Origin of the sequence: Parabacteroides sp. AF27-14 (assembly GCF_003635425.1) — a bacterium.
Lineage (GTDB): Bacteria > Bacteroidota > Bacteroidia > Bacteroidales > Tannerellaceae > Parabacteroides > Parabacteroides distasonis.
This window is the reverse complement of sequence record NZ_QTLZ01000008.1, coordinates 134,362-147,217: the sequence shown is the minus strand read 5'-3', so window position 1 is coordinate 147,217 and position 12,856 is coordinate 134,362. Positions and strand designations below refer to the sequence as shown.

10 protein-coding genes are annotated in these 12,856 nt (G+C 48.8%); 8 read left to right on the top strand and 2 right to left on the bottom strand.

The window, feature by feature from the left end:
* Positions 1–14: 14 nt before the first annotated feature.
* From DWY79_RS10645 to DWY79_RS10635, 3 genes are all read left to right on the top strand, one after another.
* A complete protein-coding gene (locus tag DWY79_RS10645; protein ID WP_008778112.1) occupies positions 15–1,691 on the top strand; it encodes a putative transporter in 1,677 nt (558 codons plus the stop codon).
* Between the two features lie 243 nt (positions 1,692–1,934).
* Positions 1,935–2,789, top strand: a complete 855-nt coding sequence (locus tag DWY79_RS10640) for an ROK family protein (protein ID WP_122369344.1) — start codon at positions 1,935–1,937, stop codon at positions 2,787–2,789.
* Positions 2,790–2,833: 44 nt separating this feature from the next.
* Positions 2,834–3,745, top strand: a complete 912-nt coding sequence (locus tag DWY79_RS10635) for a ThuA domain-containing protein (protein WP_008774180.1) — start codon at positions 2,834–2,836, stop codon at positions 3,743–3,745.
* A gap of 97 nt (positions 3,746–3,842) precedes the next feature.
* Here DWY79_RS10635 and DWY79_RS10630 read toward each other — a convergent pair whose 3' ends face one another.
* Positions 3,843–5,759 (bottom strand): ATP-dependent DNA helicase RecQ, encoded by a 1,917-nt coding sequence (locus DWY79_RS10630; RefSeq protein WP_122144158.1) that lies wholly within the window; start codon positions 5,757–5,759, stop codon positions 3,843–3,845.
* Positions 5,760–5,768: 9 nt separating this feature from the next.
* Positions 5,769–7,493, bottom strand: coding sequence for a single-stranded-DNA-specific exonuclease RecJ (gene recJ / locus DWY79_RS10625; RefSeq protein ID WP_005866190.1), 1,725 nt, complete (start codon positions 7,491–7,493; stop codon positions 5,769–5,771).
* Between the two features lie 223 nt (positions 7,494–7,716).
* Here recJ and DWY79_RS10620 point away from each other — a divergent pair, with 223 nt between their 5' ends.
* From DWY79_RS10620 to DWY79_RS10600, 5 genes are read left to right on the top strand one after another with little or no spacing between them, the layout of a single operon-like run.
* Positions 7,717–8,277, top strand: coding sequence for an L-threonylcarbamoyladenylate synthase (locus tag DWY79_RS10620; protein ID WP_008774182.1), 561 nt, complete (start codon positions 7,717–7,719; stop codon positions 8,275–8,277).
* A 2-nt stretch (positions 8,278–8,279) separates the two neighbouring features.
* Complete coding sequence (locus DWY79_RS10615) at positions 8,280–9,680, top strand: sugar transferase (protein WP_005866194.1); 1,401 nt, start codon at positions 8,280–8,282, stop codon at positions 9,678–9,680.
* A gap of 1 nt (position 9,681) precedes the next feature.
* A complete protein-coding gene (locus DWY79_RS10610) occupies positions 9,682–11,466 on the top strand; it encodes a chloride channel protein (RefSeq protein ID WP_005858223.1) in 1,785 nt (594 codons plus the stop codon).
* 30 nt (positions 11,467–11,496) lie between these two features.
* Positions 11,497–12,471 carry a methionyl-tRNA formyltransferase gene (fmt, locus tag DWY79_RS10605; protein ID WP_122369330.1) on the top strand — a complete coding sequence of 325 codons (975 nt, stop codon included), beginning with the start codon at positions 11,497–11,499 and terminating at the stop codon, positions 12,469–12,471.
* Positions 12,471–12,845 (top strand): YbaN family protein, encoded by a 375-nt coding sequence (locus DWY79_RS10600; protein WP_005866200.1) that lies wholly within the window; start codon positions 12,471–12,473, stop codon positions 12,843–12,845. The genes fmt and DWY79_RS10600 overlap by 1 nt, the downstream gene beginning before the upstream one ends.
* Positions 12,846–12,856 lie beyond the last annotated feature (11 nt).

Sequence of the window (12,856 nt, the reverse complement as noted above, 5' to 3'; positions counted from 1 at the left end):
TTAAAGATTTTAGCATGGATTGGATAAACGATTTATTATGGGGAGAAGGTATCGGGCATTCTATCCTTTTACTATCTTTCGTGATTGCCGCCGGCATTCAGTTGGGAAAGATAAAGGTGTTTGGGATTTCGCTTGGGATTACCTTGGTGTTGTTTGTAGGTATTATTTTAGGGCATTTTGGGTTTACGGTTAACCACAATGTGATTCATTTCTTTAAGGAATTTGGATTGATCTTATTTGTTTATTCGGTAGGTATGCAAGTCGGGCCGGGTTTCTTCTCGTCTTTTAGGCAGGGGGGAATCACGTTGAATATGCTAGCCTGTGGAATTGTCTTCCTTGGCGTGGCTACGGCTTTGGTATTGCATTTCGTGACAGGTATTCCGATGCCTACGATGGTGGGTATTTTATCGGGGGCGGTGACGAATACCCCCGGATTAGGTGCGGCTCAGCAGGCTTATTCCGATATGTACGGGGTTTCTGATAATACGATCGCCTTGGGTTACGCCGTGGCTTATCCGCTGGGCGTGATCGGTATTATTCTTTCGATCATTTTCGTACGTTACGTATTCCGTGTGAATTTCGATAAGGAGAATGACGATTTGAATAAGGAGGATGCCTCGCATACGAATGAGGCGAAACCGATCTCGCTGGTCGTAAAGAACCCTGCGGTTTTCGGTAAGACGGTAGGGGAGTTATCCGGTTTGATGGATCATCTGGATTTCGTGATTTCCCGTGTATGGCGTAATGATAACAAGCAGATCGAGATCGCTTCCGCCGGTACGATCTTGAATGAGGATGATAAGATTTTCGTGATCACGACTGATCAAGATGCCGAGTCCGTAAAGACATTCATCGGCGAGGAGATCGATATGGAGCGCAAGCAATGGATTCGTATGGAGAGCCAGTTTATCAACCGCCGTATCTTGATCACGAAACCAGAGTTGAACGGCAAGAAGCTGGGGCAGTTGAAACTGCGTAAATTATATGGCATCAATATCACCCGTATCAACCGTGCGGGCGTGGACTTGGTCGCTACGCCGGGCCTGACGTTGCAAGTGGGTGACCGTGTGAATGTGGTGGGTACCGAAACCGCTGTCTCGAATGTGGAGAAGGTATTGGGTAACTCCATGAAGCGCTTGAACGAGCCGAATTTGATCACGATCTTTATCGGCATTGCCCTCGGTATTGTTTTGGGTAGTATTCCTATTACGTTCCCGGGCATTCCGCAACCGGTTAAGTTAGGTTTGGCGGGAGGTCCGCTGATCGTGGCGATCTTGATTAGCCGTTTTGGTTACCGTTATAAGCTGGTTACCTATACGACCCAGAGCGCTAACTTGATGTTGCGTGAGATCGGTATCACCCTCTTCCTCGCTTGCGTGGGTATCAGCGCCGGCGATGGTTTTGTGGATACGATCGTGAACAACGGCGGATTCGCTTGGATCGGTTACGGTTTCATTATCACGACGGTTCCTTTACTGATCATCGGTTGTGTAGGCCGCTATTTCTATAAGATCAATTATTTCACCTTAATGGGCTTGATCGCCGGTAGTACGACGGATCCGCCCGCTTTGGCTTACTCGAACGCTACGGCTGGAAACGACGCTCCTTCCGTAGGTTACGCAACGGTATACCCATTGACCATGTTTTTGCGGGTGCTTACGGCGCAATTATTGATCTTGTTCTTCGCTTGATGCGGTAGTTATAATGGTGCCGTCTTACACGTATACCGGCATTGCCTCACACGTATATCGACGTAGGCCTATGCGAACGTAGGCGTGAGGCGATGTCGGTATACGTGCTGGATGGAGTTGACGCCGGGGAAAATAAAAAGCATAGATGTATTAAATTTACCAGTTTAAAAGGCAATGTTATTCGTAGCATTGCCTTTTTTGTTAGCTTTGTGGGAGTATAATCTAATTAATATCGTGAAAAGAATGAGTGTAGTCAAGAAAAACGCTTATATCGGAGTGGATTTAGGGGGGACGAATATGCGTGCCGGCCGTATCGCAGGGGATCGATTAGTGGCTCAGGGGAACGCCCCGACTCCCCAGGACGCCGCGGATTGCGGGGAGACATTGGAGGCTTTGATAGAGGTGATCCGTTCCGTGTGGGACGAGGGCGTGGTAGCTATCGGTATCGGTGTGCCGAGCGTGGTGGATCGTGAGAAGGGGATCGTATATAACGTAGTGAATATCCCGCATTGGGAAGAGGTACATTTGAAGGAGATCTTGGAGGCTCGCTTCTCCGTGCCGGTTTATGTGGATAACGACGCGAATTGCTTCGCTTTGGGTGAGCGTATCTTTGGCGACGGAAAGACGGTTGATAACTTCGTGGGCCTCACCTTGGGTACAGGCTTGGGGGGTGGAATTATCCAGAAAGGCAAGCTGCTGGCCGACGCTAATTGTGGCTCGGGAGAGTTTGGCATGATTCCCTACCAAGGACAGATCTTGGAATATTTCTGTAGCGGTTCCTATTTCATGAACGTATGGGGCGTGGATGGGAAGGAGATGTACACCCGTGCGATGCGGAAGGACGAGCAGGCGCTGGAGGCTTATCGGCAGTTGGGCGTACATGTGGCCGCCGCTATCAAGATCGTGGTATTGACGGTAGATCCGGAGATGATCGTCTTCGGAGGCTCGGTGACCTCCGCCCATGAGTTGTTTGAGGAGAGCATGTATGAGGACTTGAAGGATTTCGCTTATCCGAACTCTATCAAGAACTTGAAGATACGTTTCTCTAAGCTGGAGAATCCGGGGCTATTCGGTGCCGCTTCCCTTTGTTATGAATAAATAAAGACGGATAATCAATTGTTTACTTAAATCTGATTCATACCATGAGACATGTATTTTGTAGGAAGATCGTTTTCCTTTTGGCCGCTTTACTGGTTGTATGTGGCATGTCGGCCCGTAAGCCGATCAAGACGTTATTAATAACGGGGCAGAATAACCATAATTGGCAGGTGAGCCACGTGGTGCTTAAACAGATATTGGAGAACTCGGGACGCTTCTCCGTGGATTTCGCGGTCTCTCCGGAGGCGGGGAAGGATATGTCCGGCTTTGTCTTGGATTTTAGTCCTTACGAGCTGGTGGTGCTGGATTATAATGGGGATGCTTGGCCGGAAGAGACAAACCGTCGTTTCTTGGAATATGTGCGAGGAGGTGGTGGTGTCGTGATCTATCATGCCGCTGATAACGCCTTCGTGAACTGGCCGGAATACAATAAGATTTGTGCCTTGGGCGGTTGGGAGAACCGGGATGAGAAAGCGGGACCCTATGTATATTGGAGCGATGGTAAGTTGATAAAGGATAGCTCGGCGGGCGTGGGTGGCTCTCATGGCAAGCAACATGAGTATGTGCTGAATGCCCGGAACCATGAGCATCCGATCATGAAGGGGCTGCCGAATAAATGGAAACATGCGCAGGATGAGTTATATGATCGTATGCGTGGCCCGGGAAATATAAAGGATTGCTTGTATACCGCTTATTCGGACAAGGAGACCGGAGGCTCCGGCCGTGAGGAGCCGTTGATCTTTACGGTTGATTATGGGAATGCCCGTATATTCCATACGATGCTAGGGCATGCGGGGGAAACGGTAGAGAATTGTCCGGCTATGCAATGCGCCGGCTTCCAGATCACCTTGTTAAGAGGTGCGGAATGGGCCGCTACCGGCAAGGTAACCCAAAAGGTTCCCACTGATTTCCCGACGGAAAAACAAGTATCTAATCGGAGTAATTATAAGCGGTGATACATGGTTTATTAGAATGCCCATTGTAAGCTCCTTATGATGGGCATTCTAGCAAGCTAACAATGGGCATTCTAAGGAGCTTACGATGGGCATCGTGCTATTTTGCTGAATCCTCGTGCGATAGATAGCCGTCGCTTAATGTGAATCGGGGATCTTGATCCGCCAGAAAGCGGATGGCCGTGAGGCTTTTCTCTTGAGGGAAAGGTAATTTTTCAATAAGTTCTTTCACGGGGATAGGGGATTCCCCGGCCAATACCTTTATGAGACTTTCCCGGATAGCGTTGAATTCCCAATTCATAAGCTGTGATTCATGCTTCGATAGGCATACGTCGCAACAGCCACAAGGGGCGGAATCTTCCTCGCCGAAATAGGATAGGAGCATGCGGCTACGGCATACCCGCTCCTCGTTGATATATTCCAGCACCTTCTCGATCCGTTTCCCGAAACGCTCCTTGCGTTCCTCATACGCCGAGCGGGGTATGGAAAGATATCGCTGTTCCTCCCGGGTTTGGGTATAGATAATCAACGGGGTTTTCTTATGCGGGATGTAGTTTACGATCCGGTATCTGGATAAACCTACCAAGGTCTCATACACCTCGTGAGGCGTCACTCTCGCACGGGTAGCGATTACGCTCTCATCTATATAAACATAATCCGCGAATAACCCGGTGTAAGAACGCAAGATTGTCTGAATCACCTCATCCGTTCGCTTGTTCTCACTTAAATACCTGTAAAGCTCGTCACGGGTAGCCGTGAACATCAGGCGGGAAGCGTTGTCCACCTCCTCCGTATACTCGATATAGCCCGATAACCCAAGGATCTTCAAGGCATGATGTGCTTGCAATAAAGAGAACTTATAAGCGGAACAAAAATCCGTTAACGAGAAATCGTGTACCGTATCTAGCCCGTACCCTACGGCGATCTGGTAATAATTACCCAACGCCTCATAGACCCGGTAGATAAACTCCTTGTCCGGAAACTCATCCGCCAGCCGTTTCTTTAGCTTGGCGCTATCCGTGGAGGAACAAAGAGCCACGGCGAAGGCTTTCTTCTCATCACGCCCCCCGCGTCCGGCCTCTTGATAATATTCCTCCAACGATCCCGGCATATCCATATGCACGACCAATCGCACGTCCGGCTTATCGATGCCCATACCAAAAGCGTTGGTCGATACGATTACCCGGCACTCGTTGTTTTTCCAACGGGCCTGACGCAGTTCTTTCTCGTCACGGTTTAACCCGGCATGGAAGAAATCGGCGGAGATACCCGCCTGTTGCAGCATGACGGCGATCTCCTTGGTGCGTTTCCGATTGCGGACATATACGATGGCCGTACCCGGAACTTTTCCTAATATATAAACGAGTGTATTTAACTTATCTTCCGTCTTCCGGACAATATAAGCCAGATTTTTGCGGGCGAAGCTCTTTTGAAATACGTTCTTCTCCTTGAACCGCAGACGCTCTTGTATGTCATTCACCACTTCCGGGGTAGCCGTGGCGGTCAAGGCCAATACCGGAACACCCGGCAATAAGTCCCGGATCTCAGCGATATTGAGGTAAGAAGGACGGAAATCATATCCCCATTGCGAGATACAGTGACTCTCGTCGATCACTAGCAAACAAACTTGCATGGCCTCCATCTTGATCCGGAAAATATCCGTACTAAGCCGCTCCGGGGAGACATACAAAAACTTATACCCTCCGAAGATGCAATTCTCCAGTTGCGTGATAATCTCTTGCCGGCTCATGCCCGAATAAATAGCCGTAGCCTTGATGCCGACCCGGCGTAAGTTCTCCACTTGGTCTTTCATCAAGGCGATCAAGGGAGTGACGACGATGCAAATCCCTTCCATCGCCAAGGCCGGCACCTGAAAGGTGATGGATTTACCACCACCTGTAGGCATCAGCCCAAGCGTATCTTTTCCGGCACAGACGGAATGGATAATATCCTCCTGCAAGGGGCGAAAAGCAGGGTATCCCCAATACTTCTCTAATATCTTATGGTAGACGTCCACCTGTCCTCCTCATATATCGTCGGGTTTGATGTCTTTGATCATCAGCTGGATAGAGGTGTTGCCGTTGTAGGTGTTCTCCTCCACCGTGTAGCAGATGTTGAAAGGCTTCATACCCTTGATATGGTCGTTGTGCCTGTGCATGCCGAAAGCGATGGCGTGCATGGGGGTGCTTGAGTTTCCGTCGATCAATTCCAGCTTGAGATGCTCCAGTTCCTTACCCACGAGCTTACTGGTGCCGTAGTCCTTTACGCCAAGCGAGCAGAATACAGGCTTCTGGTTGTCCGGTCCGAACGGGCTCATCTTCTTTAGGTCGTTCACGAACTTCTGGTTGATCTCTTTCAAATCCAAGATAGCGTCGATATCGATCTGTGGGATCATCTGTTCCGGTATGATCTCCTCGGATGCGATCTTCAAGAAACGCTCGGTGAATGCCTCTAGGTTCTCCTCCCGAAGGGAAAGCCCGGCGGCGTAGGTATGTCCCCCGAAATTCTCCAATAAATCCCGGCAACTCTCTATCGCCTTGTAAATATCGAAACCCGTTACGGAACGTGCCGATCCGGTGATCAACTCGGACGATTTGGTAAGAACGACCGCCGGACGGTAATACTTCTCGGTCAAACGGGACGCTACGATACCGATCACGCCTTTGTGCCATCCCGGGTTATACACCACGATCGCCTTCCGGTCATCCATGTTCTCTACTTCGTCGATGACAGCGTTCGCCTCGTCGGTGATCTTCTTGTCCAATTCCCGGCGTTCCTCATTATATTGGTTGATGCTCTCGCTCTTCTCCCGGGCACTGGCGCTATCTTTGGACAGTAGCAGTTCCACCGCCTCCTTCCCGTTCATCATACGGCCGGAAGCGTTGATACGGGGACCGATCTTGAATACGATATCACTGATCGTGATCTCCTTTCCGGTCAATCCGCAGATATCGATGATCCCTTTCAGCCCGAGGCTGGGGTTGCTGTTCAATTGCTTCAGCCCGTAATAGGCGAGGATGCGGTTCTCTCCCGTAATCGGGACGATATCCGAGGCGATACTGACCGCCGTCAGTTCCAACAACTTCTCCAGATCCGAGAACGGGAAATTATTGCTCTTGGCGAACGCCTGCATGAATTTGAATCCCACTCCGCAACCCGATAAATGCTCATACGGATAGATAGAATCCGAGCGCTTGGCATCCAATACGGCGACAGCGTCCGGCAAAGTGGCGTCCGGCATATGGTGGTCGCAAATAATAAAGTCGATGCCTTTCTCCTTGGCGTACTCGATCTTCTCGATCGCTTTGATACCGCAATCCAGCGAGATAACCAGCGACACGCCGTTCTCGGCGGCATAATCGATACCCTTGTAAGAGATACCGTACCCCTCGTCGTATCGATCTGGGATATAGAAATCCAAGGTAGACGAGTAAGGTCTTAAATACTTGAAGACGAGCGATACCGCTGTCGTTCCATCCACGTCGTAATCGCCGTAGATCAAAATCTTTTCTTTATTCCCCAAGGCTTTGTTCAAGCGCCTCACCGCCTTATCCATATCCGGCATAAGGAACGGGTCGTGCAAATCGTTCAAGCTGGGTTTAAAGAATTTCTTCGCCTCTTCGATCGAAGTGATACCTCGTTGAACGAGCAAGAGACAGATCACCGGGCTGAATCCTAATTCAGCCACCAATTGGTCTCTCTTATGTAACTCTTCTTCTGATGGGGTTTGAAAGTTCCATTTGTTAATCATTATATATTGTTTTTTTCTTTTTTGCTTGCCTGATACTACGGATACCTTGTCATCCTTAATCTACCGTATGACAAAGGCGAGATTTCCGCAATATATTTCAACCCGTAAAGTTAGAAATTAAATATGGTATATCCGGTATGGCTTAAAGAAAATAGTTTTTTTGTTATTATTTTTTTGAAGTAGGAGAATGATTCGTACATTTGCCTAAATATTATAAAATACAATGACGGAAGATATTAAAAAAGCTTGCGAAGTAATGGCCGCAGGCGGCATAATACTTTATCCTACAGACACTATCTGGGGAATTGGTTGCGACGCTACCAATGAAAAAGCCGTACAAAGAGTGTACGAGCTAAAGCGAAGGGCAGACAATAAGGCTATGTTGGTCTTGATGGACAGCGAGGCTAAATTGGATAGGTACGTGTCGGATGTTCCCGATATCGCTTGGGATTTGATTAGCGTGTCTGATAAGCCGTTGACCATCATTTACTCAAGTGCCAAGAACTTGGCGACAAATCTATTGGGAGCCGATGGTAGCGTGGGTATCCGCATCACGAACGAGGAGTTCTCCAAGAAATTGTGCGAGCGCTTCCGCAAACCTTTGGTCTCTACTTCCGCCAACGTAAGCGGCGAGCCTTCTCCCGCTAATTTCAGCGAGGTATCGGAGGTGATCAAGGAGGGTGTGGATTATATCGTGAGTTATCGTCAGGACGATATGAGCAAGGCCGCTCCGTCCGGCATTATCAAGCTAGGAGCCGGTGGGCTTGTGCAGGTAATTAGATAAGGATGAAGAAAAGCGTACAAGCCGGAAAATATATTGTCTCGGATTTTATAGCGTCGTCGGTAGTCTGGTTATTATTTAATCTGATACGTTATGAGGAGGTGGCGGTGTATGAAGGGTTTGATACCGTCGGGGCCTTTTTGCTGCATATCCCCTCGTTGAAGGGGCAGCTATTGATCCCGTTTTTCTGGTTCGTATTATATTGGTTTTCCGGTTATTATAATAAACCGTTCGGTAAGTCGAGGCTTACTGAGTTGTTCTCTACCCTTGGGAGCGTGTCGATCGGTGTCGTGATCTTGTTTTTTGCCTTAGTGCTGAATGACTTGCCCCGTTCCTATCATGTGTATTATGATATGTTTTTCTCTTTATGGGGATTACAGTTTGTCTTGACGTATATTCCCCGGTTATTGATTACGCAGGCCGGGTTACGGAAGATAAAGTGCAGGGAATGGGCGTTGAACGTATTGATGATTGGGGCGGGGAAGAAGGCGGCGTGTATTGCCGACGACCTGTATGGGTTGGGTTATAATATCGTCGGTTTTGTCTCCGATGGTACGGAGAAAAAGGGCGGGGTCGCCGGAGATCGTGTGATCGGTAGGCTGGAATCTTTGCCGGTGATCGTAGAGGAGAAAAAGGTGGATGAGCTGGTTGTCGCCTTGGAGACGGTGGATAATAGCCGTTTGATGGATATCCTGTATTCGTTATATTGCTATAAACGGCCGATCAAGATATTGGCGGATAAATCCAGTTCATTATCGCAAGTAAAGATCAAGGCGATAAAGGGCGTTCCGCTGGTGGACGTGACGGATAACAACTTCTTGCCCATCGAGCAGAATGTAAAGCTCTTTATGGATAAGATGTTATCTCTGATTTTCTTGGTGCTCTTATCTCCCTTGTTCCTGTATATCGCTTGGCGGGTGAAGCGGGATTCCCCCGGCCCGGTGTTTTTCAGTCAGGAACGGATCGGATACATGGGCGAGCCTTTCATGATCTATAAGTTTCGTACGATGTATACGAACGCCGAGGAAGAAGGTCCGTTGCTCTCTTCCGAGGACGATTCCCGTATCACTCCCTTCGGACGGGTGATGCGGAAATACCGCTTGGACGAGTTACCGCAGTTTTGGAACGTGCTGAAAGGGGATATGTCGCTAGTTGGCCCCCGTCCGGAACGTAAATATTTCATCGAGCGGATCGTGAGGAAAGCCCCCTTCTACTATCTGCTGCATAATGTACGTCCGGGAATCACCTCGTTGGGTATGGTGAAATATGGATATGCCGGCAGCGTGGATGAGATGATCGAGCGCTTGGAATATGATATATTATACTATGAGAATATGTCCTTGATTCTGGACATAACGATTCTCATTTATACAGTTAAAACAGTGTTTACAGGTAAAGGTATTTAAAATGGCTAACGAAGGGTTATTCTATAAATTGTTGTTATGGCGGGAAAAGCGCATCAAGGAGAAGCATTTTATCCTTATTATCAGCTTTATCGTGGGAATTTGCACAGCTGCGGCCGCTATCATATTGAAACAATTGATCCATTTCATACAACATGTATTGACGGGTAATTTCAGTGCTGACGGCGTGAACTATCTCTATTTGCTTTATCCGGTGATCGGTATCTTGTTGGCCGGCTTGTTCGTGAAATATATCGTGCGTGACGATATCGGCCATGGGGTGACGAAGATCTTGTATGCCATCTCGCAACGAAAGAGCCGTATCAAGCCGCATAATACATGGACGTCTATCGTAGCCAGTTCCGTGACGATCGGCTTTGGTGGATCGGTCGGGGCGGAGGCTCCTATCGTATTGACAGGGGCGGCTATCGGTTCTAATCTGGGACGGGTGTTCAGGATGGAGCAGAAGACGTTGATGTTGCTCGTGGGATGTGGTGCCGCCGGAGCGATCGCCGGTATTTTCAAGGCGCCTATCGCCGGGTTGGTGTTCGTGATCGAGGTATTGATGCTGGACCTTACGATGACTTCCGTGCTTCCTTTGCTGATCTCGTCGGTGACGGCGGCTACGATGTCTTATATCTTTACCGGTACCGAGGCGATGTTTAAGTTCTCTCAGACCGAGGCATTCGAGATCGAGCGTATTCCTTACGTGCTCTTGCTGGGTGTTTTTTGCGGATTGGTATCCCTTTATTTTACCCGTGTGATGAACAAGGTGGAAGGGATGTACCGGAAGTTGGGTACGTATTGGAAGAAGTTCATGTTGGGCGGCGTGATGCTGAGTATCTTGATATTCTTGTTCCCCCCGCTATATGGTGAGGGCTATGATACGATCGGCTCGTTGCTGAACGGGCAGTTCTCGCATATCATGGACAAGAGTTTGTTTTACGATCTGAACGATACGTATTTCGGGGTCTTGATCTTCTTGACCTTGATCTTGCTTACGAAGGTATTCGCTTCCAGCGCCACGAATGCCGGAGGGGGTTGCGGTGGTATCTTCGCTCCTAGTTTGTATCTGGGCTGTATCGCCGGTTTTATCTTTGCGCATACGTCTAATTATTTCCCGTTCACGATGTATATCTCAGAGAAGAATTTCGCTTTGCTGGGTATGGCGGGCATTATGTCCGGGGTGATGCACGCTCCTTTGACCGGGGTTTTCTTGATTGCCGAGCTGACGGGTGGGTATGATTTGTTCCTCCCCTTGATGATCGTCTCGATCAGTTCCTATATCACGATCCTTATGTTCGAGCCTCATAGCATCTACTCCATGCGTTTGGCGCAGAAAGGCGAGTTGCTGACGCACCATAAGGATAGGGCGGTGCTTACCTTGCTACGGGCGGATAGCGTGATCGAGAAAGATTTCCAGATGGTGTCTCCGGAGATGACGTTGGGCGATATGGTAAAGGTCATTTCCCGAAGCGGACGTAACACCTTTCCTGTCGTGGACGAGCGGGGCGTGTTGCTGGGTATCGTCTTGCTGGATAATATCCGGAATATCATGTTCCGTCCGGAGTTGTATAATCGTTTCCATGTATCGAAGTTCATGGTTTCCGCCCCGGCCAAGATCGTAATCAACACGCCGATGGATCAGATCATGCAGACATTTGATGATACGAAAGCGTGGAATCTTCCGGTGGTCGATGAGAATGGCCATTATATCGGCTTTATGTCGAAATCGAAGATATTTAATTCCTATCGGGAGGTATTGGTCGATAACTTTTCCGGGGACTAACTTGTTAAAAACAGATCCAATTTATTGTATATGAAGAAAGAGGATTTACGAATCGTATATATGGGCACTCCCGATTTCGCCGTGGAGAGCCTGCGTGCCTTGGTAGAAGGTGGATATAATGTGGTAGGTGTCATTACGATGCCGGATAAGCCAATGGGCCGTCATGGTAGCGTGCTTCAGCCGAGCGCTGTGAAGCAATATGCCGTATCGGTGGGTCTTCCGGTCTTGCAGCCAGAGAAATTGAAGGACGAGGCATTTTTAGAGGAACTGCGTGCCTTGCAGGCGGATTTGCAGATCGTGGTGGCGTTTCGTATGCTGCCGGAGGTGGTCTGGAATATGCCCCGTCTGGGAACTTTTAATCTGCATGCCTCCTTGCTTCCGCAATACCGGGGTGCCGCTCCGATCAACTGGGCGGTTATCAATGGTGATACGGAGACCGGCGTGACTACTTTCTTTCTTACGCATGAGATTGATACGGGTAAGATCATCCGTCAGAAACATCTGCCGATCGCTGATACCGACGATGTAGAAACCGTTCACGATGCCTTGATGGCGATGGGGGCGGGGTTGGTTACCGAGACCGTGGACTTACTGTTGGATGGAAAAACAGACGCTATCCCTCAAGAGGAGTTCTATAAGGATGCCGCCGAGTTGCGTCCGGCCCCGAAGATCTTCAAAGATACCTGTCATATCGACTGGAACCAACCGGTGAAGAAGATCTATGATTTCGTCCGTGGGCTTTCTCCTTATCCTGCCGCTTGGACGGAATTGATCTCAGCGGATGGCAAACGTATGGTCTTGAAGGTTTACCAGACGGAGAAGCGTCCGGCAACGCATAACTTCCCGGTAGGTTCTATCCATACAGATCATAAATCGTATATCGATGTGGCCGTGAAGGATGGTTTCCTTCGATTGCATTCCTTGCAACTTGCCGGAAAGAAACGGATGAATATAACGGACTTCTTGAACGGTTTCAAGCAAATCGCAGAATATACGGTTGGCTGATGAACGGGACGAGACGTATCATATACATTACGTTAGGAACGTTTTTTCTCATATTGGGAGCGATCGGCATCTTTGTCCCTTTGCTCCCGACCACTCCTTTTTGGTTACTGACTTGTTGGTTTTATGTCCGTAGCTCGGAGAGACTTTATAACCGGGTGATGAGCAATCGTTATTTCGGGCCGCATATTAAGGGCTTTGTGGAAGATAAGGCTATTCCTTTGCGTTCCAAGATTATCACGATCGCTATCATGTGGCTATCTACGATCATTACTTCCCTTTTGCTAGTCGGCTATTGGTGGGTGAAAGCTTTGTTAGGGCTTATCAGTATCGGGGTCTCATGGCATATCCTCTCTTATCCTACTAAAAAAGAATGAGATAACCTGTT

Excerpts from the sequence above, each read along its gene's own strand:
- DWY79_RS10600 (WP_005866200.1), top strand. The coding sequence starts at position 12,471 with ATGAACGGGACGAGACGTATCATATACATTACGTTAGGAACGTTTTTT.
- DWY79_RS10635 (WP_008774180.1), top strand. The coding sequence starts at position 2,834 with ATGAGACATGTATTTTGTAGGAAGATCGTTTTCCTTTTGGCCGCTTTA.
- DWY79_RS10610 (WP_005858223.1), top strand. The coding sequence starts at position 9,682 with ATGGCTAACGAAGGGTTATTCTATAAATTGTTGTTATGGCGGGAAAAG.
- DWY79_RS10640 (WP_122369344.1), top strand. The coding sequence starts at position 1,935 with ATGAGTGTAGTCAAGAAAAACGCTTATATCGGAGTGGATTTAGGGGGG.
- fmt (WP_122369330.1), top strand. The coding sequence starts at position 11,497 with ATGAAGAAAGAGGATTTACGAATCGTATATATGGGCACTCCCGATTTC.
- DWY79_RS10645 (WP_008778112.1), top strand. The coding sequence starts at position 15 with ATGGATTGGATAAACGATTTATTATGGGGAGAAGGTATCGGGCATTCT.
- DWY79_RS10615 (WP_005866194.1), top strand. The coding sequence starts at position 8,280 with ATGAAGAAAAGCGTACAAGCCGGAAAATATATTGTCTCGGATTTTATA.
- recJ (WP_005866190.1), bottom strand. The coding sequence starts at position 7,493 with ATGATTAACAAATGGAACTTTCAAACCCCATCAGAAGAAGAGTTACAT.
- DWY79_RS10620 (WP_008774182.1), top strand. The coding sequence starts at position 7,717 with ATGACGGAAGATATTAAAAAAGCTTGCGAAGTAATGGCCGCAGGCGGC.